Annotated in this window: 18 protein-coding genes and 1 pseudogene; 10 read left to right on the top strand and 9 right to left on the bottom strand. The window is 65.2% G+C overall.

Annotated features, from left to right (window positions below; genetic code table 11):
- Positions 1 to 1,031, top strand: a 1,031-nt coding sequence (locus HMPREF9710_RS06775; protein WP_005665075.1) for an IS3 family transposase, incomplete at its 5' end; no start/stop codon positions are given.
- Between the two features lie 297 nt (positions 1,032 to 1,328).
- On the opposite strand, the pseudogene HMPREF9710_RS06770 reads toward HMPREF9710_RS06775, so the two are convergent.
- Positions 1,329 to 2,005: pseudogene (locus HMPREF9710_RS06770) on the bottom strand (DNA adenine methylase); the annotation flags it as partial.
- A 94-nt stretch (positions 2,006 to 2,099) separates the two neighbouring features.
- Here HMPREF9710_RS06770 and HMPREF9710_RS06765 point away from each other — a divergent pair.
- Together HMPREF9710_RS06765 and HMPREF9710_RS06755 are read left to right on the top strand one after the other, a co-directional pair.
- Positions 2,100 to 2,387 (top strand): hypothetical protein, encoded by a 288-nt coding sequence (locus HMPREF9710_RS06765; RefSeq protein ID WP_005665072.1) that lies wholly within the window; start codon positions 2,100 to 2,102, stop codon positions 2,385 to 2,387.
- A 337-nt stretch (positions 2,388 to 2,724) separates the two neighbouring features.
- Complete coding sequence (locus tag HMPREF9710_RS06755; protein ID WP_005665070.1) at positions 2,725 to 2,997, top strand: hypothetical protein; 273 nt, start codon at positions 2,725 to 2,727, stop codon at positions 2,995 to 2,997.
- Positions 2,998 to 3,117: 120 nt separating this feature from the next.
- Here HMPREF9710_RS06755 and HMPREF9710_RS26985 read toward each other — a convergent pair whose 3' ends face one another.
- Positions 3,118 to 4,074 carry an SDH family Clp fold serine proteinase gene (locus HMPREF9710_RS26985; protein WP_005665068.1) on the bottom strand — a complete coding sequence of 319 codons (957 nt, stop codon included), beginning with the start codon at positions 4,072 to 4,074 and terminating at the stop codon, positions 3,118 to 3,120.
- A gap of 476 nt (positions 4,075 to 4,550) precedes the next feature.
- On the opposite strand from HMPREF9710_RS26985, the gene HMPREF9710_RS06745 reads away from it, so the two are divergent.
- From HMPREF9710_RS06745 to HMPREF9710_RS06735, 3 genes are all read left to right on the top strand, one after another.
- Positions 4,551 to 6,746, top strand: coding sequence for an O-linked N-acetylglucosamine transferase family protein (locus tag HMPREF9710_RS06745; RefSeq protein WP_005665066.1), 2,196 nt, complete (start codon positions 4,551 to 4,553; stop codon positions 6,744 to 6,746).
- Between the two features lie 229 nt (positions 6,747 to 6,975).
- Entirely contained in the window at positions 6,976 to 10,227 is a 3,252-nt protein-coding gene (locus HMPREF9710_RS06740; RefSeq protein ID WP_040775155.1) for an MHYT domain-containing protein, read from the top strand.
- Complete coding sequence (locus tag HMPREF9710_RS06735) at positions 10,224 to 11,219, top strand: response regulator (protein ID WP_005665061.1); 996 nt, start codon at positions 10,224 to 10,226, stop codon at positions 11,217 to 11,219. The genes HMPREF9710_RS06740 and HMPREF9710_RS06735 overlap by 4 nt, the downstream gene beginning before the upstream one ends.
- On the opposite strand, the gene HMPREF9710_RS06730 is transcribed toward HMPREF9710_RS06735, so the two are convergent.
- The 5 genes from HMPREF9710_RS06730 to HMPREF9710_RS06710 form a co-directional block, all read right to left on the bottom strand.
- Positions 11,191 to 12,372 carry a glycosyltransferase family 4 protein gene (locus tag HMPREF9710_RS06730; RefSeq protein ID WP_005665059.1) on the bottom strand — a complete coding sequence of 394 codons (1,182 nt, stop codon included), beginning with the start codon at positions 12,370 to 12,372 and terminating at the stop codon, positions 11,191 to 11,193. The genes HMPREF9710_RS06735 and HMPREF9710_RS06730 overlap by 29 nt on opposite strands.
- A 12-nt stretch (positions 12,373 to 12,384) precedes the next feature.
- Positions 12,385 to 13,524, bottom strand: a complete 1,140-nt coding sequence (locus tag HMPREF9710_RS06725; protein ID WP_005665058.1) for a glycosyltransferase family 4 protein — start codon at positions 13,522 to 13,524, stop codon at positions 12,385 to 12,387.
- Positions 13,521 to 14,471, bottom strand: coding sequence for an NAD-dependent epimerase/dehydratase family protein (locus HMPREF9710_RS06720; protein WP_005665056.1), 951 nt, complete (start codon positions 14,469 to 14,471; stop codon positions 13,521 to 13,523). Before HMPREF9710_RS06720 ends, HMPREF9710_RS06725 begins: the two co-directional genes overlap by 4 nt.
- Before the next feature lies 1 nt (position 14,472).
- Positions 14,473 to 15,513 carry a GDP-mannose 4,6-dehydratase gene (gene gmd, locus HMPREF9710_RS06715; RefSeq protein ID WP_005665054.1) on the bottom strand — a complete coding sequence of 347 codons (1,041 nt, stop codon included), beginning with the start codon at positions 15,511 to 15,513 and terminating at the stop codon, positions 14,473 to 14,475.
- A gap of 304 nt (positions 15,514 to 15,817) precedes the next feature.
- Positions 15,818 to 18,130, bottom strand: a complete 2,313-nt coding sequence (locus HMPREF9710_RS06710) for an NADP-dependent malic enzyme (RefSeq protein ID WP_005665052.1) — start codon at positions 18,128 to 18,130, stop codon at positions 15,818 to 15,820.
- A 140-nt stretch (positions 18,131 to 18,270) separates the two neighbouring features.
- Between HMPREF9710_RS06710 and thiL the strand changes: the two genes are divergently transcribed.
- The 4 genes from thiL to HMPREF9710_RS27740 all read left to right on the top strand — a co-directional run bounded on the left by thiL (position 18,271) and on the right by HMPREF9710_RS27740 (position 20,739).
- Positions 18,271 to 19,245: a thiamine-phosphate kinase gene (gene thiL, locus HMPREF9710_RS06705; protein ID WP_005665049.1), complete on the top strand. Its 975-nt coding sequence runs from the start codon at positions 18,271 to 18,273 to the stop codon at positions 19,243 to 19,245.
- Between the two features lie 78 nt (positions 19,246 to 19,323).
- Entirely contained in the window at positions 19,324 to 19,908 is a 585-nt protein-coding gene (locus HMPREF9710_RS06700; protein WP_005665046.1) for a TetR/AcrR family transcriptional regulator, read from the top strand.
- A 78-nt stretch (positions 19,909 to 19,986) separates the two neighbouring features.
- The gene (locus HMPREF9710_RS06695; protein ID WP_005665044.1) at positions 19,987 to 20,556 is read left to right on the top strand and encodes a hypothetical protein; all 570 of its coding nucleotides are present in this window, start codon (positions 19,987 to 19,989) and stop codon (positions 20,554 to 20,556) included.
- Between the two features lie 3 nt (positions 20,557 to 20,559).
- On the top strand, positions 20,560 to 20,739 hold the full coding sequence (locus HMPREF9710_RS27740; RefSeq protein ID WP_157225442.1) for a hypothetical protein: 180 nt from the start codon (positions 20,560 to 20,562) through the stop codon (positions 20,737 to 20,739).
- 37 nt (positions 20,740 to 20,776) lie between these two features.
- On the opposite strand, the gene HMPREF9710_RS06690 is transcribed toward HMPREF9710_RS27740, so the two are convergent.
- Positions 20,777 to 23,389 (bottom strand): EAL domain-containing protein, encoded by a 2,613-nt coding sequence (locus HMPREF9710_RS06690; protein ID WP_005665041.1) that lies wholly within the window; start codon positions 23,387 to 23,389, stop codon positions 20,777 to 20,779.
- Complete coding sequence (locus HMPREF9710_RS06685) at positions 23,386 to 25,422, bottom strand: sensor histidine kinase, YfiR-like protein-associated (protein ID WP_005665038.1); 2,037 nt, start codon at positions 25,420 to 25,422, stop codon at positions 23,386 to 23,388. The genes HMPREF9710_RS06690 and HMPREF9710_RS06685 overlap by 4 nt, the downstream gene beginning before the upstream one ends.
- Positions 25,423 to 25,578: the final 156 nt, after the last annotated feature.

Here is a 25,578-nt window from a genome sequence, read left to right as displayed (position 1 = left end):
ACAAGCTGTACAGCGAGATCGGCAAGCTGAAGATGCAGGTGGATTGGCTCAAAAAAAAAGCTTGGGGAATGAGTCCGGCCGAGCGGGCACGGTGGATCGAGCGCGAGGACAAGATACCGCTGACGATGCAGTGCGAGCTGGCCGGCGTGCCGCGTTCGACCGTGTATCGGCGGCTGGAGGCGGCGGCCCGACAGGAATGCATCGAGGAGGAGGACGGCCAGCTGCGCGCCCTGATCGACGAGGAGTACACCAGCCGCCCGTTCTACGGCAGCCGGCGCATGGCGGTCTTCCTGCGAGGCCGAGAGCACCGCGTCAACCGCAAGCGCGTGCAGCGCCTGATGCGGGAAATGGGCTTGGCGGGCATGGCGCCGGGGCCGTCCACGAGCAAGCCGCACCCGCAGCACAAGGTCTATCCCTATCTGCTGCGCGGGGTGGCGGTCACGCGGCCGAACCAGGTGTGGAGTACGGACCTGACGTACATTCGGCTGGCGCGCGGCTTTGCCTACCTGGTGGCGGTCATCGATTGGTACTCGCGTCGTGTGCTGGCCTGGCGCATCAGCAACAGCATGGACGCGTCGTTCTGCGTGGACTGTCTGGAGGAGGCATTGCGCCACCACGGCAAGCCCGAGGTATTCAACAGCGACCAGGGCTCGCAGTTCACCAGTGACGCCTTTACCAGCGTGCTCAAGCGCGAAGGCGTGGCCATCAGCATGGATGGGCGAGGACGGGCGCTGGACAACATCTTCGTCGAGCGCCTGTGGCGCAACGTGAAGTACGAGGACGTGTACCTGAAGGGCTACGCCAACATGGCCGAGCTGACAGTCGGCCTGGCACAGTACTTCGCGTTTTACAACGCCGAGCGTCCACACCAGGCGCTGGGCTACGAGACGCCAGATCATGTCTACCGTGCCGGTGTTGGAGGAGGTGCGTTGATCGTCGACAAGTTCGGCGACGCGGACCAAGAGCCGGAGAAAAACGGCGGAACGGGGCAGCGCCGGGCAGCTGCTGAAGTGGAAATGGACACAGCTTAAACTAGCCGGCTGAGTGTCTTGACTGATGGGTCCACTTTATAGTTCTCTCAGTAAAGTTGGAAGCGCGCGAGTCGATCGTACTCCTCAATATTTATTAGATGAGCGCGCAATGTAACAAATCTTAAATTAATCCCAATTGCATATAATCTTTCCTAAGCTCAAATACTTCCTTTAATGCAAACCGAGAAAGTAATATGAAATTTTTGAAAGTGGCGGCGTGCTCGTAACAGGATGCGTGAGAGGCTGACAGTCAGGGGAATCGGAAGTAGGAGTGCAGACGTATACACTTGCGTCGACTTAGAACAGTCCAGCTGGTTCAGCCGCGCGATCCCAGCTATAGATGATCACTTCAGCTCGCTCGACGCCCTTCCCGCCACCACCGTATAGTTGATCGGCACCGTGTCCATCTGGAAGTCCGCGAACACACGACGGATCTCAGGATGATCGTTCAGGCTCACGATCGCCTTCCCCTTCAAGCGCTTCATCAGGGCCGCCATCTTCTCGTATTCCTCGAGTCCGAAGTTGTCGCCATACCCTTCGGTCTCCCAGTATGGCGGATCAAGGTAGAAGAGCGTATGGGGGCGGTCGTACCGTTCCATCAGCCTGTGCCAGTCCATGTTCTCGATGTAGGCGCCCGACAGCCGCAGGTGGGCTGCGGACAAGTTCTCTTCAATCCGCAGCAGGTCGATCGGCGGGGTAGTCGTTGCCGTGCCCCAAGTCTGTCCTTGCACCTTACCGCCAAACGCATGATGCTGCAGGTAGAAGAACCTCACGGCGCGCTGGATGTCCGTGAGCGTGTCCGGTGGTGTCTCCTGGTGCCACTTGAAAACCGCGCAGCTGGCCAGCGCCCATTTGAAGTGCCTCACGAATTCCTCGAGGTGATGCTGCACGACGCGGTGCAACCTAACCAGCTCACCGTTGATGTCGTTGATGACCTCGACCTTCGCCGGCGGCCGCACGAAGTACAGCGTGCTGACGAAGACCATCGGAGACTCCGCGTGCAGCGAAGACGGTCTAGTCATTTTTCCAGCACTGGCCTGACAGCTCGATCAGCCAGGGGGAGAAAACATGACTGGCCCTGTACCAGGCACCCAGGACGAGCCGAACGACCCGACCGCCTACAAGCATCACCTGCTATTGCTCAAGTCGATGCACTGCGCTCGCCCGGTGGTGCATGAAGGCCTAAACCAGTTCATCAGCTGCCTGACCGCCAACCGCGACGGTGGCCGCATCTCGATGACCGTCTACCTGGCGGGCAAGGTAGGCGGCTTCGACAGCAAAGACATTCAGATCAAACAGGACAAACAGGAAATTGCGGATCTGCGCGGGGACCCAACCACGCCGGAACCAGCTTAGAAAAAACGTGAGTTCTCACGATAATTCCTTACAGGATTAACGACTATGCAGGACATTGAACATGCAGACACAAGACCGGAACCACCTCGCAAACGCGGCAGGCCTTCGACAGGAACCGCACTGAGCGAATCGGCAAGGCAGGCACGTCGACGGGCCAAGATGGAAGCCGAGGGAAAAATACTGCTCCCCCGAATCGCAGTTTCGCTGGAAGTCAGACAAGCTCTTACCAGCTACATCCAGTTCAAAGACATGACACTGGGCGATGCCCTAGATCGCATTGTCCGCGACAGGCTGCTACGGAAGCGGTCAGGAAAGAAGAAGAGGAAGGAGCCGACCAATGGCTGACGACAACGATTTGATTAACCGCCTGGCTGCAGCCGTAGCCGATCGTATTCGGCCGCAGATCCCGTTCGACTACGAGATGTGGGACATCGCAACAATCGCGTCCTGCATGAAGCTCAGCGAGGCTCAGGTACGCGAGCGGTTGGCTCCGCAGCCGGACTTCCCAAAAGCGGTCCGTTTACCGACTACGACTGGTGGCCGTGGCCACGCGCGGTATCGCGCGCAGGAAGTCTGGGCTTGGATGATGAAGTACCAAGACAAGCACTGAAGCATGGCAAGAAAAAAGCCCGCATTCTCGCGGGCTTTTTTATCCTATCAAACTCAAGCAGCAGCAAGCGTTGACCGTACTGGGGAAGAAGTTTGCTTTTCCTGAACCATCTTAGCAAACTCACTTGCCTGGTTCATCTGACGCTGCTGGATCTTGTACAGGGTCGTCGGCGGCGGTGTAAGCGTCTGGCTGTTCGTCGCCAGTGCCTTCAATAGTTCCATCATGTTGCTCTCCTTGGGTGGTAGACGATTCATCTTCTATGAACAACGGGCCAGTCTCTGACTGCGTGCCCAAGTGTTTCCATACAAGATCACAAAATTCCTTTTCTTCCTTAGTTGGAGACCGAACTGACGAAAACAAGCTTGATGCCTCTTTTCTATCGATCACGAAGCTGTGGGAAGGATAACCTGCAATCAGGTTGTCAAGCGCACCGTTGCGCATAGATTGACTGGTTTGATCGAGGCGTTTTCCATACTCATGAGCAATACGCATCGCGCGTTGCATCTCGCCTAAACGGTTGGGGTCAATCTGACTATACAGGGGCGCCGCTACGCCAATCGCGACAGTAGCAGCGAATTCACCCGCCAGTTTAGTCGACAAACGTCCACCTTGCCTGATCTCGACCAAAGTCGAATGGAATGCCTGTCGTGCATGCGTTTGAGCTGCCTCTAATGCCTGGACGATGTCGAGGCCAGAACTGCGCTCCTCCAGTTCAGAACTCTTCAAAACTTGTACGTCGAGAGGACCAAGCTCGCCCAAGTCGCCAATGACCAGTTCATGCGCCCCAATCGCAATCAACGTTCCAGCGCTCTTACAATGACTAGGAACGATGAGCCGGATGTGCTCGTAGTGATGCTGCAAGCAACGTGCGATCCTGTAGCCGCCGTCGGGATCTCCACCGAGGGTTGTCAAAAAGACAGTGACCTTGTTGTTTTTTTTCTCTTTGGCGATGAGGAGAGAGAGGTCATGGTGAAGCTTCCTTGTGATCCCTCTGCTAATGAGGATCAGATCTCGATCTCCTTGGCTCTTCACAAGAGCAGACAATACACCTTGAGGAGATACAGCATCACCAGTCATACTTACCCCGTGTGTTTTTGCAAGCGGTTCAAAGAATCTTGCAAGCGTAACAGAAAGGCATCCGGTTTGTATATTGACAAATAAACAATTTTTTGTTTCTCTGAGGCAACCTAGCAACACCCCTTTCCCCCGAACGTGTCGAATGGACGTACTCGGTCTCTCTCCCCCCCAATCCAGAAAAACTTGTCAATCATGCAAACCCGCGTGAATCTAGATTCTTGTTACGCGAAAGTTACGCGAACTCACTATAAGTCTTTGATCTAAATGTATTTTGGATTCCGGCCGGAGGCACCGCCTGTTAGCAGCAGCACATAGAATACCGAAGCCCGCATAGCTCACTGAGTATGCGGGCTTTTTGTTGCGTCTAGCGAAAACGCGTCATCTTCTTTTGTTATCCGGCCCGGGCGGCACGACACGCCACCACCCATCAGCCCCCCTCCTTGACCCCCGCCCGCCTCATACCCTAATGTAGCGCCATGAGCACGCTCCCCCCCAGCGCCGACGTCCTCCAGATCGTCGACCAGGCCATGCAGGCCGCACACCACGAAACCGAAGCGGGCAACCTCGAGCAGGCGCTGGCCCTGTACGGGGCGGTGCTCGACCTCCAGCCCGGCCACGCCGGCGCCCACCACGCCGTGGGCGTGCTGGCCAGCCGCGCCGGCGATGCCGAGACGGCGATCCCGCATTTCGCCGCCGCCCTGGAAGCCGACCCCGGCCAGGAGGCCCACTGGCTTGCCTATCTCGCCGCCCTGATCGAGGCGCGCCAGTTCGCCGCCGCCGCTGAACTGCTCCAGCTCGGCCGGACCCACGGCCTGCAAGGTCTGGCGATCGACGACATCGAACGGCAGTTGGCCAGCTCGGGCGCGCCCGATAGCAGCGAGATCGACGCCGCCGCCGCCTTGTTCGCGCAGGGACGCACCGAGGAAGCGGAGCACGCCGCGCGTGCGCTCGTCGAACGCTTCCCCCAGCACTCATTCGGCTGGAAATTATTAGGTGGCATTTATCACCGGCGCGGCGACGCGCATGGGGCCCTGAATGCCATGGCCATGTCGGCCAGGTTCGACCCCGACGATGCCGAAACGCTCAGCAACCTGGGCATGCTCTTGATGCGCGCCAACCGGCTGGTCGAATCGGAGAACGTGCTGCGGCGCGCCCTCGCGCTGCGGCCCGGCAACGTGGATGCCCACAACCACCTGGCCATCACCCTGGCCGAGCGTGGACGGCTGTCCGAGGCGCAGGCCAACGCCAACGCGGCGCTGGCGCTCGATCCGCGGCATGAAAAGGCGGCCATCACGCTTGCGCTGATCCTGCAGACCCAGGGCCGGCTGGTCGAAGCGGTGGCCGTCTATCGCGACTTGTTGGAGCGAAATCCGGAGCAGACCGATGCCCACAGCAATATGCTGTTCTGCCTGAGCGAAATGCCCGGGCTGACGCCGGACGCACTGTTCGCCGAACACCGGTTGTACGGCAAGCTGGTCGAACAAAGGACCGCGCCGCCCGCCGCCCTGGACAACACGCCGGAGCCGGAGCGGCGCCTGCGCGTCGGCTTCGTGTCGGGCGACCTGCGCAACCACGCGGTCACCTCCTTCATCGAACCGGTCTTCGAGCGCCTCGGGCAGCGCCCCGGGCTGACGCTGCATGCCTACTACAACCATACCCTGGTCGACGCGGTCACCGAACGCCTGCGTGGCCACCTGCCCCATTGGCGCGATGTCGCCGCGCTCGACGATGAGGAACTGGAGCGGCAGGTGCGCGCCGACGGCATCGACATCCTGATCGACCTGTCGGGCCACACCGCCTTCAACCGGCTGCCCGCCTTCGCGCGCCGGCTGGCGCCGGTCCAGGCGTCCTGGATCGGCTATCCCGGCACCACCGGCCTGGCGGCGATGGATTACTACCTGGTCGACCGAAAATTCCTGCCTCACGGACAGTATGACCACCTGTTCGTGGAAAAACTGGTGCAGTTGCCGCTGTTGATACCCTTCGAGCCGGTGGCCAGCGCGCCCGACGTCGGCCCGTTGCCCGCCCTGGCCAACGGCTACGTCACGTTCGGCAGCTTCAACCGTCTCAGCAAGTTCAACAGCGAAGTGATCAAGGCCTGGGGGATGCTGCTGCGCGCGCTGCGCGATGCGCGGCTGCTGGTAGGCGGCATGCCGGAACAGCACGACCATGCCCAGCTGCGCGCCTGGCTGGACCACGAAGGCATCGCCGCGCACCGGGTCGACTTCCATGGCCGCATCGGGCTGAACGATTACCTGAAGCTGCACCAGCAGGTCGACCTGTGCCTCGACACCTTCCCGTACCCGGGCGGCACCACGACCCTGCACGCCGGCTGGATGGGCGTGCCGACCCTGACCCTGGACGCAGGCACCGTGACCGGACGACAAACCGCCTGCTTCCTCGAGCATTGCGAGCTGCACCATTTCGTCGCGCACAGCGCCGACGATTTCGTCGCCAAGGGCCTGGCCATCTGCGGCGACCTGGCGGCGCTGGCGGCGCTGCGCGCCACCCTGCGCGAACGTTATGCGCTGCCCACGTCGGACTCCATGACCCGGGTCGCCGACGGCATCGAGCACGCGCTACGCCTGATGTGGCGCCGCTGGTGCCAGGGCCTGCCGCCGGCCAGCTTCGAGGCGACGCTGCCGCCCGGCCCGGCCGACGCCACGCAATAACCGGCGCCGGCGCGCCCGATTCCTCGGGCGCGCCGTCCCGCGCGCTCCGGCATGCCAAGACCATAATCCTTGAACAAGGAATGCACAAAAATGGTCGCTCAGGCGCTACAAAACCGCGCCAATCGTCTGTTCATTCCGGTCGCCAACAACATTTCCAGCCGGGAAAATGCCATACTTCGTGGTCATGCCTTACGGACAGAACTCTCCTGTCCCGACTACCCACGAATTCATGTTGCAACTATTTAACGCCCCTACCGACCCGTCCATGCTCGCCTATGGCGTCTATGAGCCACGCCTGGTCGTGCTGTCGCTGCTGGTGGCGATCTTTTCTTCCTGGATGGGCTTGCAGATCACCGGTCGCGCCAGCAGCAATCCCGCGCACCGCGCCATCGTGCTCGGCGCCGGCAGCCTGGCGCTGGGGGCCGGCGTGTGGTCGATGCATTTCATCGGCATGCTCGCCTTTAACCTGTGCACGCCGGTCCATTACGACCATGGCATCACCCTGCTGTCGGCCCTGCCCAGCATCGGCGCGTCCTGGGTCGCGCTCAACCTGATCTCGCGTCCCCAGCTGCGCCTGGCGCACCTGCTGGTGGGCGGGGTGCTGGTCGGCGCCGGTATCGGCGCCATGCACTACACCGGCATGGCCGGCATGCGCATGCGCCTCGACCTCCACTACGATCCTGCCATGTTCGCGCTGTCGATCGTGGTCGCGGTGGTGCTGGCCACGCTGGCGCTGGGCGTGCGCCATGGCCTGTCGCGCTGCAAGTCGATGACCGATGCGCGCCGCCTGCTGATCGCGGCGGTGGTGATGGGCTGCGCCATCGCCGGCATGCACTACACCGGCATGGCGGCGGCGCGCTTCTCCGGCGAGGTCGACCCGCTGGGCCTGAACGGTTCCAACAGCGACTTCCTGGCGCTGTCGATCACGCTCATCACGGTGGCGTTGTCGCTGGGCGTGGTGGCCACCAATGGCCTGCTGCGCTACCGCGAGATGTACCTCGGCCTGGCGCGCAGCGAAGCCTGGATGCGCGCGCTGCTCACCACCACCGTCGACGGCGTGATCACGGTCGGACGCGACGGCGCCATCACCGAATTCAACGCTTCGGCCGAGCGCATCTTCGGCTGGAAGCGCGACGAGATCGTCGGCCGCAACATCGCTGTGCTGCTCAATGAAAATGACCGCAAGTCCGAGCGCGGCCTGCTGTACGTGTTGTCCCGGGGCAGCCTGGAAGGCGTCAACACCAGCACCGAGACCTTCGGCCTGCGCAAGGACGGCAGCCTGGTGCCGGTGCGCGGCGCGATGGGGCACGCCAAGCTGGGCGACCAGGACCTGTTCGTCTGCTTCGTCACCGACATCAGCGAGCGGCGCGCCATGGAAGGGGCGCTGCGCGACAGCGAGCAGCAGTTCCGTTCCCTGATCGGCAACATCCCCGGCATCTCCTATCGCAGCAAGCTCAGTGGCGACTGGCCGATGGTCTTCATCAGCGACGCGGTCGAGCGCGTCACCGGCTATCCGGCCGCCGACTTCCTGGGCGAGCCGCCGCGGCGCGTGTTCGGCGCCCTGATCCATGCCGAAGACCGCATCCGGGTGGCGAAGGCGACCGGCGCCGCGCTGCGCGAAGGCCGGCCCTACCTGGTCGAATACCGCCTGCTGCACGCCGACGGCGGCGTGCGCTGGCTGTGGGAAAACGGCACCGCGGTGCGCGACGAGGCCGGCGACGTGCAATGGCTGGACGGCGTCATCCTCGACATCACCGAGCGCCGCCAGATGGAAGAAGCGCTGCGCGCCGCCAAGGAAACCGCCGAGCAGGCCGCCGCCGCGCGCGCGACTTTCGTGGCCAATATGAGCCACGAGATCCGCACCCCGATGAATTCGATCCTGGGCTTCACCGACGTGCTGCTGGACGGCGACCTGGACGTGGAGCAGCGGCGCCACCTGGACACCATCCGCAGCGCCGGCCGCGCCCTGCTGCGCCTGCTCAACGAGATTCTCGACACCGCCAAGCTCGAAAAAGGCGCGGTGGAGCTGGAACAGAACGACTACAACCTGCTGTCGCTGATCGACGAACTGTCCTCGACCCTGGCCGCGAACGCGCGCGCCAAGGGCCTGCACCTGGACATCCAGTACGATCCGGCGCTGCCGACCGGCCTGCGCGGCGACGAGCTGCGCATGCGCCAGGTGCTGACCAACCTGCTGGACAACGCGATCAAGTTCACCGCCAGGGGCAGCGTGACGCTCAAGGTCGGCGCCGAAGGCGACCAGCTGTGCATCGCCGTGATCGACACCGGGATCGGCATCGCGCCCGAGCGCCTGGCCGCCATCTTCGACCCGTTCACCCAGGCCGACGCCTCGATGACGCGCCGCTTCGGCGGCACCGGTCTCGGCACCACGATCAGCAAGCAGCTGGTCGAGCTGATGGGCGGCCGGATCTGGGCCGAGAGCGAGCTCGGATGCGGGACCACCTTCCACGTGCGGGTGCCGCTGGTGCTGGCGCGCTTTGCCAGCCAGGCGCCGCGCGTGCGCAGCGCCGCCGTGCTGCCGCCGCTGCGCGTGCTGGTGGCCGACGACGTGCCGCAGAACCTGGAACTGATGCAGCTCCTGATGACGCGCCGCGGCCACACCATGACCGCGGTGCGCGATGGCGCCGCCGTGGTCGAACTCGCGGCCAGCGGCGAATTCGACCTGGCGCTGATGGACTTCCAGATGCCGACCATGGACGGCCTGGCCGCCACCCGCGCGATCCGCGAGCAGGAACAGGCCAGCGGGCGCAGTCGCCTGCCGGTGATCGCGATGACGGCCAGCGTGCTGGCCGAACACCGCCAGGCCAGCGTCGACGCCGGCATGGACGGTTTCGCCAGCAAGCCGGTCGACTGGTTCGCGCTGTCGCACGAGATCGCGCGCGTGCTCGGACTGCCCGGCAGCGCGCCGGACGCACATGCCGCGCCCAATGCGGCGCGCGAAGTGCTGAACCGGCGCGCCGGCCTGCACCGCTGGAGCAACCGCGAGGACGCCTATGCCGAGGCGCTCGACCACTTCGCCCGCCAGTACGCCGCGCTGGGCCAGGCGCTGCGCCTGCACGCCGCCGGCGGCGAGCACCAGCAGCTGCGCATGTTGGCGCACAAGGTGCGCGGCGCGGCCGCCAACGTCGGCCTCGAGCTGCTGGCCGACTCCCTGGCCGGCCTGGAGCAGGCCACCGACGCGGTGCCGACCGATGCGCGCCAGGTCGCCAATGCCCTGGTGATGGCGAACAATGCGCTGGACGCGGCGCTCGAGGCGCTGCGACGCGGCGCCCTGAACGACGGCGCCATGGCCAGCCTGGCCGCGGCGCTGGCGGCGCATCCGGCCGCCACCCGCGTGACCCAGGTCCAGTCGGCGATCGCCGACTTCGACTTCGACCTCGCCCTCGGGCACCTGGAGGCCGTCATCGGCCTGCTGGGTGAGGGCGCGCTTGACGACGTTTCCAACGAATCCCCAGCATGAGCCAACCGAATACCCGCCCGTTGATCCTCGCGGTCGACGACGAAGCCAGCAACCTGCAGCTGCTGCGCCAGATCCTGCAAGACCACTACCGCCTGCTGTTCGCCAAGGACGGCGCGCGCGCGCTCGAACTGGCGCGCCAGGAGCAGCCCGACCTGGTGCTGCTGGACGTGATGATGCCCGGGATGTCGGGCTACGAAGTGTGCGCCGCCCTCAAGGCGCACCCCGCCACCGCCTCGACTCCCGTGATTTTTGTCACCGCCCTGACCGAGACCGCCGACGAAGTCGAAGGCTTCGAGGCCGGCGCGGTCGACTACATCACCAAGCCGGTCAGCCCGCCGGTGGTGCGCGCGCGCGTGCGCACCCACCTGTCGCTGGTGCGGATGGAAGAGCTGCGCGCCAGCCGCCTCGAGATCGTGCAGCGCCTGGGCCTGGCGGCCGAGTACAAGGACAACGAAACCGGCCTGCACGTGATCCGCATGAGCCACTTCTCGCGCATCCTCGGCATCGCCGCCGGCATGACGGAGCATGAAGCCGACGACCTGCTGCACGCGGCGCCGATGCACGACGTGGGCAAGATCGGCATCCCCGACCGCATCCTGCAGAAACCGGGGCCGCTCGACGCCGAGGAATGGAAGATCATGCAGGGCCACGTGACGATCGGCGCCGAGATCATCGGCGAGCACGATGGCGGCATGCTGGCGCTGGCGCGCCAGATCGCGCTGACCCACCACGAGAAATACGATGGCAGCGGCTATCCGAACGGCCTGGCAGGAGAGGATATTCCGCTGGTGGGCAGGATCGTGGCGATCGCCGACGTGTTCGACGCGCTGACCTCGGTGCGGCCGTACAAGAAGGCCTGGACCGAAGAAGAAGCGGTGAATTTCTTGCGTGAACAGAAGGGCCGCCACTTCGATCCGCAGCTGGTGGAGCTGTTCGCCGACCAGATGCCGGCGATCCGCGAGATCAGGTCGAGGTGGGCGGAGACGGCCTGACTGACCCCGGGTCGGCGACCGTGCCGCTCGGCTTGACGGCGCGCCGCGCCACCAGCTCGTGGTACAGCGCCGTGTAGTTGGCCGCCATCTGCTCGGACGTGAACAGCTCTTCGAAGCGCTGCTCGGCGCGCCGGCCCATGGCGCGCGCCATGTCCGGGTTGTCCCACAAGGTGCGCATCGCCGCGCGCAGCGCCTGCGGGTCGGACGGCGGCACCACCAGGCCGGTGTCGCCATCGACGTTGATATAGGTGGTGCCGGTGCCGATCTCGCTCGAGATCATCGGCTTGCCGTACATCGCGCCTTCGAGCAGCGAGATGCCGAAGGCTTCCGAGCGCAGGTGAGACGGGAAAGCCACGGCATAGCACAGGGTCAGCAGCGCCGCCTTGTCCGGTTCGTCGATCGCGCCGACGAACATTACGTTGGACAGGCCCAGGCGCGCGGCCTGTTCCTTGAGCTCTCCCTCGATCGGCCCGGCGCCGACGATCACGATCGGATAGTCGAGACCCCTGGCCGCCTCGAGCAGGATGTGCAGGCCCTTGTAGTAGCGCAGCACGCCCACGAACAGGAAGAACTTCGGACCCACGCGCTCGCGCCAGTGCGCCAGGCGGGCCGGCTCGGGCTGCGGATAGGTGCCGCGGTCCAGGCCGAAGGGAATGACCGAGGTTTTTTGCCTGTAACGCGCCAGCACGGTCGACGACCCGAGGTAGTTGGGCGAGGTGGCGACGATCGCGTCGACGCTCTTGAGGAAGCGGTGCTTGAGCGGCTGGTACAGGCGCAGCAGGTGGCGCTGGCGCACGATGTCGGAGTGGTAGGTGACCACCGTCGGCTTGTCGACCCGGGCCATGAAATGGGCCAGGTCCATGAACGGCCAGGGGAAGTGGTAGTGCACCACGTCGGCCTGCTTCGCCAGGCGCGCCAGCGCGCCGATCGACTGCACCGAGATGGCGTTGGACGCGATCTCGGCATTGAGCGGCACGCGGTGGACCATATGGCCTTCGAATTCGAACGGGTCCAGCTTGTCCTGGCGCGACAGCGACAGCACCGTATTGCTCACGCCGAGGCGGCCGGTGCCCACGCACATCTGGCGGATCACCTGTTCGACCCCGCCCACCGAATCCGGGTGGTAGGTCTTGTAGAAATGAAGGACACGCATAATCAGCTCAGCTTACTGCGAAAGGACGGCACGGTACACCTCCGCCGTCAGGCGTGCGGTGTTTTGCCATGTGAGTTGTTCGGCGCGAGCGCGTCCGGCGGCGATACAGCGCGCGCGCGCAACACCGTCCGTGGCCAGGATGCGCATGGCGTCGGCGATGGCGCCGCTTGACGACGGATCGACCAGCAACGCCGCGTCGCCCGCGACTTCCGGCAGCGAGGTCGTGTTCGAGGCCACCACCGGCACGTTCGAGGCGAAGGCTTCCAGTACCGGAATGCCATAGCCCTCGTACAAGGAAGGAAAAACGAAGACGCCGGCGCCGGCATACAGGTCGCGCAATTGCCCATGGTCGGTCAAGCGATCCAGCCAGACCACGTTCTCGCCCGCCGCCTGCGCCGCCCTGATCGACGCCACCAGGGCTTCGCTGCGCGCGCCGGGCGCGCCGACGATCACCAGGCCGCGCTCGCCGCGCAAGGGGGCGGGCAGCGCGAGATACGCTTCCAGCAGGCGTCCGACGTTCTTGCGCGGCTGCAGGGTGCCAACGAAGAAGAAATAGCCAGGTTGCAGGCCGTAGGCATCGAGGGTTGCCTCGATCGAGCGCGGTGCGGGTGCGGCGAGCCATTCCTCGTCGACGCCGCAGGGCACCACCGAGATGCGCCGCTCGTCGACGCCGAAGCATTCGACCAGTTCGTCGATGGCGAAGTGCGACAGCGCGATCACGTGGTCGGCCTTGCGCGCCGCCTTGGCCTGGAGCCAGTTCTTGAGCTTGCGCAGGCGCGGGTTGCACCATTCCGGGTGCTTGATCGGCAGGGCATCGTGCAGGCTGGCCACCACCGGGCAATCCATGCGAACCACGCGGTAATCGGTCACGTGGAAGATATCGGCCGGCATGTGGACACGGTGCGCGCCGGGCGTCACCAGGTCGGTCAGGGTCGCCGCCTCGAACGATCGGGGGAAGGCCTGGCCGATGGAGATACCCGCATCGCCCTGGCGCAGGCGGGGCCAGGAAAACGGCGCCACCTCGCAGCCCGTTGCGGGCAGGTGCTGCATCAGGGCCCGGGTGTACACGCCGATGCCGTCCAGCCGGCCACCGGTCAAACCGGGCTCGACCATGGTCGTGCCCAGACCGACCTTGATGACTGCCGGTTTCACGCCCTGTACATCCAGTCCAGCGTCTCGTGCAGCGGGGTCGGCGCCAGGTCGCCGATCACGGCGGCCAGCTTGCGATTGCTGCCAGTCAGTTGAAGCACGTCGTTGGCGCGCACGAAGGCGGGATTCACCTGCACATCGATGCGGTAGCCGGCGATCTCGCCCATGGTCTCGATGACGCTCGAGAGCGAGTGCGGGGTGCCCGAGCAGACGTTGAAGGCTTCGCCGGCGGGCGCCGCCGCCAGCAGGCGGCGATAGCTGCGCGCCACCATGCGCACGTCGGAGAAATCACGCGCGATGGCGAGGTTGCCCAGTTCGATGCGTTGTTCGTTGCGGCGGAAGTGGTTGACGATCTTGGGCAGCAGGAAATTCTCGGCCTGGCCCACGCCGGTGTAATTGAATGGACGCACGATCGTGATCGGCAGCTTGTCCATCCACAGGCGCGCCATGTATTCCATCGCCAGCTTGCTGACCGCGTAGTCGTTGGCCGGCGCCGGCGGCACGCTTTCGTCGATCACCGGCACGTTGGCATTGCCGTAGATATTTGCCGACGACGCCAGCAGCACGCTGGTGGGACGATGCGCCCCGGCGGCCAATGCCTCCAGCAGGTTGCGCGTGCCCACCACGTTGACGCGGTAGATCGCCTCGACGTTGGCATGGCCCACGAAGGCGATGCCGGCCAGGTGGGCCACGACGTCGGGCCTGGCCTCGGCGACCATGGCGGCCACCGCGTCACGGTCGCACAGGTCGACCGCGAACATGTCGGGCCCGGTTTCCTCGCCCGGCATCACGGTGCCGAGCACGCGGTAACCCGCGGCGGTCAGCTCCTGCGCCAGGTAATGGCCGGTGAAGCCGCGCAGGCCCGTGATCAGGGCGCGGCGGCCCTCCCCTTCGCGCCCGCTCGCCTGCTTGGCGAGGGCGGAAACGTCATCCGTGGCCAGGCGCGTCATATCAGAACGAGAAGCCCTGTTCGTTGCGACGCAGGTCGGCGTCGACCATCATCTGGCACAGCTCTTCGAGCGTGGTCTTCGGCTCCCAGCCCAGCTCGCGCTTGGCTTTCTCGGGGTCGCCGATCAAGAGGTCGACTTCGGCCGGACGGTAGAACTTGGGCGAGACGCCCACCAGTTTCTTGCCGCTCTGGTTGCAGTGGGCGACCTCTTGCTCGCCCGAACCGCTCCAGTCGAGCGTGACATTGGCCGCCTTGAAGGCCATGGTGACGAAGTCGCGCACGGTCTCGGTGCGGTTGGTCGCCAGCACATAGGTATCGGGCTTGTCGGCCTGCAGCATGCGCCACATGCCTTCGACATATTCCTTGGCGAAGCCCCAGTCGCGCTTGGCGTCCATATTGCCCAGCTCCAGCAGCTCCAGCTTGCCCTGCACGATCTTGGCCACCGAATCGGTGATTTTGCGGGTCACGAACTCACGGCCGCGCAGCGGCGACTCGTGATTGAACAGGATGCCCGAGGAACCGAAGATGTCGTACGACTCGCGGTAATTGATGGTCATCCAGTGCGCGTACAGCTTGGCCACGCCATACGGGCTGCGCGGGTAGAACGGCGTATCTTCTTTTTGGGGAATGGCCTGCACCTTGCCGAACATTTCCGAGGTCGACGCCTGGTAGAAGCGGATCTTCGGATTGACGATGCGGATCGCTTCGAGCAGGTTGACGGCGCCCAGGCCGGTGATCGAGGCGGTGGTCACCGGCTGGTCGAAGGACACGCCGACGAAGCTCTGCGCCGCCAGGTTGTACACCTCGCCCGGCTGCGCCGTTTCGATCAGGCGCAGGCTCGAGGCCAGGTCGGTCAGGTCGTATTCGACCAGCGACAGGTTCGGATGCGAGGTGATGCCGAGCTCATCGATGCGCCAGAAATTGACCGAGCTCGAACGACGGTAGGTGCCGGTGACGTGATAGCCTTTTTCCAGAAGCAACTGGGCCAAATAGGCGCCATCCTGGCCGGTGATACCGGTGATGAGGGCTCGTTTGTTTTGCATGTTCTTGGATGGATATGAAGTGGTCTTGCGGGCGCCACGTACTACCTGACGAGCCCGGCGAAAGCAAGGATTGTAACAGAGGAGGTCGGTTTGCCTAATTGCACAACAGAAATGTGTGCAATTAAATCAACACTTATCTGAACATTATGACCCGAAAATGACGCGCTGCGACCGTCGCTTACGGTTTGTTACCAGTGTCTTTGCAAAACGACAAACGGCGACAGCTGGAGACAGGTGCACACAAAAACGCCTGCCCCGGCGCAAGGCGCGCGAGGCAGGCGTCAAGTACAAACCGGCTGAATGATTATCGCTGGGACACAGCGTCCACCACGGCCAGCGCCGTCATATTGACGATCCGGCGCACCGTCGCCGACGGGGTCAGGATGTGGACCGGACGCGCGCAGCCGAGCAGGACCGGGCCGATCGCGATGCCGTTGCCGGCCGCCGTCTTGAGCAGGTTGTACGAGATATTGGCGGCATCGATGTTCGGCAGCACCAGCAGGTTGGCGTCGCCCTTCAGGGTCGATTCCGGCATGATCTTGGCGCGGTTCTTGGCGTCGAGCGCGGCGTCGCCGTGCATCTCGCCGTCGACTTCCAGTTCCGGCTTCTTCTGCTGCACCAGGGCCAGGGCGGCGCGCATCTTCTGCGCCGACTCCGTGTTGGCGCTGCCGAAGTTCGAGTGCGACAGCAGGGCCGCGCGCGGGCTGATGCCGAAGCGCTCCAGCTCTTCGGCCGCCATGATAGTGATCTCGGCCAGCTGCTCGGCGTTCGGGTTCTCGTTGACGTGGGTGTCGACCATGGCCAGCTGGCGTTCCGGCGTGATGATGAAGTTCATCGCCGCATAGACGTTGGCGCCGGCGCGCTTGCCCAGCACCTGGTCGATGAAGTCCAGGTGCATCTGGGTGGTGCCGTAGGTGCCGCAGATCATGCCGTCGGCTTCGCCCTTGTGGATCATCATGGCGCCGATCAGGGTGTGGCGGCGGCGCATGGCCAGCTTGGCCAGGTCCTGGGTCACGCCCTTGCGCATCACCATCTGGTGGTAGGTCGTCCAGTAGTCGCGGTAGCGCTCGTCGAAGTCGGGATTGATGACGTCGAAGTGCACGCCCAGCTTGAGGCGCAGGCCGAACTTCTCGATGCGCTGCTCCAGCACCGCCGGACGGCCGACCAGGATCGGGCGCGCCAGCTTTTCGTCGACCACCACCTGCACCGCGCGCAGCACGCGCTCGTCCTCGCCCTCGGCGTAGACGATGCGTTTCAGTTCGGCCGGGGCATCCTTGGCGACCTGGAACAGCGGCTTCATGAAGGTGCCGCTGCGGTACACGAACTGCTGCAGGTGTTCGGCGTAGGCCGCCAGGTCCTCGATCGGACGGCTGGCGACGCCGCCATCCATCGCGGCCTTGGCCACGGCCGGCGCGATATGGGTCAGCAGGCGCGGGTCGAACGGCATCGGGATCAGGTATTCCGGACCGAAGGACAGGTTCGAAATGCCGTAGGCCGAGGCCACGATGTCCGACTGCTCGGCATGGGCCAGGTCGGCGATCGCGTGCACCACCGCGATTTCCATCTCGCGCGTGATGGTGGTCGCGCCGCAGTCCAGTGCGCCGCGGAACATATAGGGGAAGCACAGGACGTTGTTGACCTGGTTCGGATAGTCCGAACGGCCGGTAGCGATGATGGCGTCGCCGCGCACCGCCTTGACGTCTTCCGGCAGGATTTCCGGATTCGGATTGGCCAGCGCCAGGATCAGCGGGTTCGGGGCCATCTTGGCCACCATGTCCTGCTTGAGCACGCCGCCGGCGGACAGGCCCAGGAAGATGTCGGCGCCGGGAATGACGTCGGCCAGCGAACGGTGCGGCGTGTCTTGCGCAAAGCGTTCCTTGTCCGGGTCCATCAGCTCGACGCGACCTTGATAGACGACACCGGCCAGGTCGGTGACGAAGATGTTCTCGATCGGGAAGCCCAGGTCGACGATCAGGTCGAGGCAGGCCAGCGCGGCCGCGCCGGCGCCCGAGACCACCAGCTTGCATTCCTTGATGCTCTTGCCGACGACTTTCAGGCCGTTCAGGATGGCGGAGCCGACGATGATCGCGGTGCCGTGCTGGTCGTCGTGGAAGACCGGGATCTTCATCCGCTCGCGCAGCTTGCGCTCGATGTAGAAGCACTCGGGCGCCTTGATGTCTTCCAGGTTCACGCCGCCAAAAGTCGGCTCGAGCGCGGCGATGATGTCGACCAGCTTGTCGGGATCGGTCTCATTGATCTCGATGTCGAACACGTCGATCGCGGCGAACTTCTTGAACAGCACGCCTTTGCCTTCCATGACCGGCTTCGACGCCAGCGGACCGATATTGCCCAGGCCCAGCACGGCGGTGCCGTTGGAGATCACGGCGACCAGGTTGCCGCGCGCGGTGTACTTGTAGGCGGCGGCCGGATCCTTGACGATTTCCTCGCAAGGGGCGGCCACGCCCGGCGAATAGGCCAGCGCCAGGTCGCGCTGGTTCAGCAGGCCCTTGGTGGGCGCCACGCTGATCTTGCCGGGACGGGGGAACTGGTGATACTCGAGCGCTGCTTGACGCAGTTGCTGACGTAATTCTTCTTTTTTGTCAGATGACGAATCCATGCTGGGCAGCCTTCCTGAAGCAAAACGGGACTTTCGATTCTATCAGACAGCATGTTGTCAATGGCTACGTATTTTCACCACACTTATGTGCGGTTGCAGCAATTCCCGGCAGGCCAACGGGGGGCGGTACAATCGCCGCCATGCTTTCCGAATTCGACCTCATCAAGCACTTTTTTCACCGCGAGCGCCCCGGCCGCCCTGATGTCGCGCTGGGCATCGGCGACGACTGCGCCCTGCTCGCCCCGACTCCCGGCCGCCAGATCGCGATCTCGTCCGACATGCTGGTCGAAGACCGCCATTTCTTCGCCGGCGCCGATCCCTTCATGCTGGGCCACAAGGCCCTGGCCGTGAACCTGTCGGACCTGGCCGCGATGGGTGCGCGACCCATCGCATTTACTTTAGCTCTGGCGCTGCCGCGGGCCGACGAGGCATGGCTCGACGGTTTCTCGCGCGGCCTGTTCGCGCTGGCCGACGAGCATGACTGCGAACTGATCGGCGGCGACACCACCAAGGGGCCGCTGAATATCTGCATCACCGTGTTCGGGGAACTGGCGCCCGGCCATGCGCTGCGGCGCGGCGCGGCGCGGCCGGGCGACGATATCTGGATCTCGGGCACGCTGGGCGATGCGCGCCTGGCGCTGGCCGGCTATTGGAAAGAAGTCGAACTCTCCCCGGAGGCGCATGCGCAGGCGGCGCCGAGGCTGCACATGCCGACACCACGCGTGGCCCTGGGCCTGGGCCTGGCGGCGGCGCCGATTGCCCACGCCGCACTCGACATCTCGGATGGCCTGGTCGGCGACCTCGGGCACATCCTGGCGGCGTCAAGCGTCGGCGCCACGCTCGACGTCGACGCGTTGCCGGCCGGCCCGGCGCTGGCGCGCCAAGACCACGCACTGCGGCGCCGCTTCACGGCGGCCGGCGGCGACGATTACGAACTGTGCTTCACGGCCCCCGTTGCACGACGCGCGGCGGTGCTGGAAGCCGCGGCGCTGGCCGCCACGCCGGTCACCCGGGTCGGCACGATCGAGACCGCGCCCGGCCTGCGCCTGGTCGACGCGCACGGCGTGCCGCTCGACCTGGGCCTGACGGGCTGGGATCACTTCAGCGGCAGCTGAATATCTCAGTGCGATGGCGCGCACGCCGGATTGACACTTCGCTTGACTTACCTCCCTACCAGAAGGTAGGATTCCAGCATGAAGAAGCTGTCCAATACCTCGGAAGACATCCTGACCTGCGCGCGCGCCCTGATCGTGGCCGGTGGCTACAACGGATTCAGCTATGCGGACATCGCCGACGTGGTCGGCATCCGCAAGGCCAGCATCCACCACCACTTCCCGAACAAGCTCGACCTGGTCAAGACCATCGTGGTGCAGCACCGCCAGGCCACGGCCGAGGGAATCGAGCGCCTGCAGCAGGCGATTCCCGATCCGCTGGGGATGCTGCGCGCCTACATCGACTACTGGGAAAAGTGCATCGCCGACCTGAGCGCGCCGTTCTGCGTGTGCGCCCTGCTGGCCGGCGAACTGCCGATCCTGCCGGCCGAGGTGGCGGTCGAGGTGCGCGGCTACTTCCGCTTCCTGTCGGGCTGGATGGCATCGGTGCTGGAACGGGGCGTCCAGCAAGGCACGATCCGGCTGATGCAGCCGCCCGAGGTCGAAGCCGAGGTCTTCATGGCCACCGTGCACGGCGCCATGCTGTCGGCACGTGCCTACGGCGATGCGAAGGTGTTCGGCGCCATTACGGCCGCCCAGCTGGCGCGCGTCCAGGCGCCGGCTTGAAAACGATTCCGGTCCGGCAGACCGGCTTTTTTTAACCCAACAGCCTACCAACTAGTAGGTAAATAAATGGAGGACATCATGAACCACGACACCAACCTTGCCGGCGGCACCCATGAAGGCTGGCTCAAACGCTACTACTTCGTGCGCGCCGTCTTTTCCAGCGCCTGGGTGCTTGCGGTGCTGGGCGTCGCCCAGCATTCGACGCTCGCCGGCGCGGTGCTGCTGGTCGCCTATCCCGCCTGGGATGCCTTCGCCAACCTGGTCGACGCTCGCCGCAGCGGCGGACTGGCGGCGAACCGCACCCAGTTGCTGAACGTCGTCGCAAGCCTGGTCGTGGCGCTGGCGCTGGCCGTCGCCCTGCCCGACATGCACCGCGTGCTGGCCGTGTTCGGCGCCTGGGCCATCCTGTCCGGCCTGCTGCAACTGGGCACCGGAGTACGGCGCTGGAAAACCCATGGCGCCCAGTGGGCGATGGTCCTGAGCGGCGCACAGTCGGCGCTTGCCGGGGCCGTATTCATCGGACAGGCGCGCATGCCGGCCGAGCCGACGGTCGCCACCGTGGCCGGCTACGCGGGCTTCGGCGCTTTCTACTTCCTGGTCTCGGCGCTGCTCTTGCACTTCCGCCCGCGGCGCCTCAGGGCCGGCTAGCGCATGGCGCTGGAATCGCATCCCGTGGTCACGCCGCTCGGGCCGCGCTTCATCCACGGCGCGGTCGAGATCGATCAATCGTTTCGCGCCAACCCGGGTCCAACTGCAGCAGATGCAGCAGATGTACCAATCGAATTCAGACAGACCGGCCTTGCGCACTGCGCTGCGTACGGGTTAATTTGAAAACCGCTGCTACTGCCAACAAGTAACAAGCCAGACCCTAGGCCGCCGCCTCGCCGCGCTGGTCCTCCTCGCGCGGCGTCTTGCGATCGTCATACGGCCCGTACGTCATCCAGTAGTGCCGGAACGCGAGCCGGACATTGTCGCGCAGCTGCTGGTCGTCCCACGGCTTGGTGTAGAAGCGGTAGATCGCGCCGCGGTTGATCGAATCGAGCACCGAGTCCACTCCGGTATAGCCCGACAGAATGATGCGGATGGTCTCGGGATACATCTCCTTGACCTTGCTGAGGAATTCGGTGCCGCTCATCACCGGCATGCGCTGGTCGCACAGGATCACGTGCACGCGGTACAGCGCCAGCAATTCGAAGCCCTCGGCCGGCGACGACGCGGTCAGCACGCGGTAGCCGTCGCGCCGGAACAGGCGGTGCAGCGCGGTGAGCACGTTCGGGTCGTCGTCGACGACGAGCAGGGTCTGCACCTTGTCGTCGGCGGTCTGCTTTTCTTCGGGCTTGGCGCGGTTGGACAGCACCATCTCGGCCAGCTGGTCGGCCGGCAGCGCGCGCGAGAAATAAAAGCCCTGGATCTGGTCGCAGCGGTGGCGCCGCAGGTAGGCCATCTGGGCGCGCGTCTCGACGCCCTCGGCGATCACCTGCATGTGCAGGCTGTGCGCCATGCTGATGATGGCCAGCGCGATGGCGGCGTCGTCCGGATTGTTGACGATGTCGCGCACGAACGCGATGTCGATCTTGAGCTTGTCGATCGGGAAGCGCTTCAGGTAGGCCAGGCTCGAATAGCCGGTGCCGAAATCGTCGATCGCGATGCGGATCCCGAGCGCCTTCAGGCGCGTGAGCACCTCGGTGGTGCGCTCGGCGTTCTGCATCAGCGCGCTCTCGGTCAGCTCCAGCTCCAGCAGCCCCGGTTCGACGTCGTGGCGCGCCAGCGCGTCCCTGATCACGCCCTCCAGGTCGCCCTCGACGAACTGGCGGCTCGACACGTTCACCGCCACCCGCACGTCGCGCACGCCGGCCGCGTTCCAGGCCGCGATCTGGCGGCAGGCTTCGTCGATGATCCAGTCGCCGACCCGCACCACCAGGCCCGTCTCTTCCATCACCGGCACGAATTCGGCCGGATACACCAGGCCGTAGCCGGGGCGGTGCCAGCGCAGCAAGGCCTCGGTGCCGGCGATGCGGCCGGTGTTCAATTCCATCTTGGGCTGGAAGTGCAGCACGAACTGGGAATCTTCGAGCGCGCCGCGCAGGGCCAGCTCGAGGTCCAGGCGCGCCAGCACCTGCACGTTCATGCCGGCGGTGAAGAAGCGGTAGCCGTCGCGGCCGGCCTCCTTGGCGCGCACCATGGCGGTATCGGCGTACTTGACCAGCGCGCCCGGGTCGGTCGTGTCGTCCGGGTACATGGCGATGCCGATGCTGGCCGTCAGCGCGGCCGGCTGGCCGTGCAGGTCGAACGGTAGGCGCAGGGAATCGCGCACGTCGTTGGCCATGTTCACCGCGTCCTGCTGCTCGCGCGGCATGGTGAGGATCAGCGCGAACTCGTCGCCGCCCAGGCGGCCGACCGAATCGCGCACCTTCACGCAGCGCACCAGGCGCGTGCTGAACTGGCGCAGCAGCTCGTCGCCGCCGCGCGTGCCGAGCGTGTCGTTGATCACCTTGAAGCGGTCGAGCGTGATGCACAGGACCGCCACGCGCCAGTTCTTGTCCTGGGCCAGCTCGATGGTGTCGCGCAGGTTTTCGAAGAACAGGGTGCGGTTCGGCAGGCCGGTCAGGGCGTCGTAGCTGGCCGCATGGCGCAGGTTTTCCTGGGCCTGCAGGCGCTCGCTGATGTCGCGCGCCACCGCGATCAGCATGCGCTGCGCGGCGTACCCGACGTCCTGTTCCTGCAGCTTCCAGCTGATCTCGACCGCCACCGAGCCTTCGCCGCCGGCGCGCAGCAGCTCGGTCTCGACGATGTCGGCCTCGGACTCGGACTCGCCATCGTGGGCGGGGCCGCCGCCCAGCAGGCGTTCGAGCTGGGTGCGCGTGGCCAGGCCCAGCGCCACCGGGTCGATGCGCAGCAGCGCGTCGCGCGAAAAACCCAGCATGCGGCAGGCGCCTTCCGACACGTCGACCATCGCCATGCTGGCGGTGTCGATCAGGAACAGGGCGTCGGGCGTGGCGTCCATCGCGCCGCGAAAGCGCGCCAGTTCGGCGGTGCGCTCGCGCACCTGGCGCTCCAGCTGGCTGCCGTAGTCGATCGATTCGCGGTGCAGCAGCCGCACCTCGAGCAGGTTGCGGATGCGCGTCATCACCTCGACCGTGTCGATGGGCTTGCCGATGAAGTCGCGCGCGCCGGCTTCGAGCGCCGCCAGTTTCTTGTCCGGCTCGGCCGTCACCACCAGCACCGGCAGCCAGGAATCGCTTTCCAGCGGCTTCAGGGCTTCCATCACCTCGAAGCCGTCCATGCCCGGCATGTGCAGGTCGAGGATGATCAGGTCGAAGCGGTGCTTGAGGTGCAGCGCCACCACCTGGCGCGGATCGTAGGTGGAGCTGACGTTCTCGTAGCCGGTGGTCTTGAGAAGGTATTCGAGCAGCTGCACGTTCACCGGCTCGTCGTCGACGACGAGGATGCGCGCGCGCCGGATGTCGGACAGGGAAATCATCTGGCCTTCCTTTCGCCTGGCTGGCCCGTCCCGGGCTGCTGCGCCAGCGTACTGTTGATCGCTTCGGTGAATTTGTCGATGTCGATCGGCTTGGTGAGATAGCGGTGGAAGCCCGCCGCCATGCCGCGCTCGATGTCGCGCGGCATGGCGTTGGCTGTCAGCGCGATCACGGGGATCCAGGTGGTCTCGGGATCGGCGCGCAACTGGCGCAGCACCTCGAAGCCGCTCATCCCCGGCAGGTTCAGGTCCATCAGGATGGCGTCCGGGCGGTGCGCCTTGGCCAGCGCCAGGCCGAGGTGGCCGTCGGGGGCCGACAGCAGGCTCAGGTCGCGCCGGAAGGCGACGATTTCCTCCACCAGCCGCAGGTTGGCCGGGTTGTCCTCGACGTACAGCACCAGGTGCGGCTCGCCTTCGGCGGGCGGGGCGCTCGGCGCCGCCTGCGCCTCCGGGCCGCGCTCGGGCAGCGCCGACGCCAGCGGCGCGGTGCTGCCCAGTTCGATCGAGAACACGCTGCCCACGCCCGGGCTGCTGGTGACGCCGATCTCGCCGCCCATCAGTTCCACCAGGCGCTTGGTCACCACCAGGCCGATGCCGGTGCCTTCCTGGGCGCCGGCTTCCTGTCCCAGGCGGTTGAAGGGCTGGAACAGGTTGGCCAGCTGCTCCGGATTCAGGCCGTGGCCGGTGTCCTGCACCGACAGGCGCAGGCGCTCCGGCCCCGACTGCTCGCAGGAGACGACGACCGCGCCCTCTTCGCGGTTGTACTTGACCGCGTTCGACAACAGGTTGAGCAGCACCTGTTTCAGGCGCGTGCGGTCGGCCATCACCACCGCGCCGTCCACCGCCGGAAACAGGGCGCGCACCTTGCGGGTGGCGGCGATCGGCTCGATCATGGTGCGCACTTCGAGCAGGATGTCGGCCAGGGCCACCGGTTCCATCGACAGCGTGATGGTGCCCGATTCGACCTTGGCCAGGTCGAGGATCTCGTTGATCAGGGTGAGCAGGTGGCGGCCCGACTTGAGGATGTGGTTCGCGAATTCCTTCTTCTGCTCCAGGGTCGAGGGCAGCGTGTCGGAGGTGAGGATCTGGGCGAAGCCGAGGATCGCGTTGAGCGGGGTGCGCAGCTCGTGGCTCATCGAGGACAGGAAGGCCGACTTGGCCTGGTTGGCGCTCTTCGCCTCCTCGTTGGCGTTGGCCAGTTCGGCGTTGGCCAGCGCCAGCTGCAGGGTACGCTCATCGACTCTTTGTTCCAGCTGCTCGTTCAGGCGCATCACTTCCTGCTGGGCGCGCGTGCGCTGCTGGGCTTCGCGCAGGATGGTGCTGTGCGTGTCTTCCAGCTCGCGGGTGCGGCCCTCGATCTCGGTCAGCATGGCGTTGAAGGAGTCGGCCAGCTCGGCCGCCTCGTCGTCGCCGATGCGCGGCGCGCGGCGCGAATAGTCACGCGTGGCCACCACCTCGCGTGCGATTTCGCTGATCGCCATGATCGGCTCGGTGATGCCGCGGCCCAGGCGCCACATAAGCAGGTAGGCGATCGCCATCGCCAGCAGGGTCACCCCGGCCGCGATCGCGAGATAGTCGATGGTGCGCGCCAGCAGGCGGTTCTCGGCGCGCAGCACGACGGTGCCGACCGTGTCGCCATTCTCGACGATGGGCTGGCGCACCACCAGTTCCGCGCTGTTTTCGCCGGGCAGGCTCGCCGCGTCCAGGCGTTGGGGAATATCGCGTGGCTCGCCGGCGGCGGCGTAGGAAGCGAACAGCTTGCCCTGGAAATCGTAGATGGCGGCGGCGCGCACCAGGGGGCTGGTGCGCAGCAGCGCCAGGTTCTCGTTGGCCAGGCGCGGATCGTCGAAGCTCAGCGCGGCGGACGTCATGTGGCCGACCAGTTCGGCCTGGGTCGAGAGGTCGTTGACCAGGGCGCGGTGGTAACTGCGCAAGTCATAGCCGATCACGATGGCGATCGAGACCAGCAGCGCGACGAACGTGGTCGTCATCACCACCGCCACCAGCTTCTTGCGGATAGAGCGCTGGCGGCTCATGCTTCCTCCACGGACCGCTCACGGGAACGCATGCGCGGCATGTAAAAGTTCTAACAAAGACGAGAAATCGGTCATCCCAGCATAGCAGCACGCTTGTGCTGTGTGTCGCACGAAACATTTATCAAGCCGGGCCAGGATGAGAATGCGGCTGGCACT

Source organism: Massilia timonae CCUG 45783 (assembly GCF_000315425.1).
GTDB classification, from domain to species: domain Bacteria; phylum Pseudomonadota; class Gammaproteobacteria; order Burkholderiales; family Burkholderiaceae_D; genus Telluria; species Telluria timonae.
Note: the sequence above shows the minus strand (reverse complement) of the source record. Positions and strands in the feature narration are given on the sequence as shown.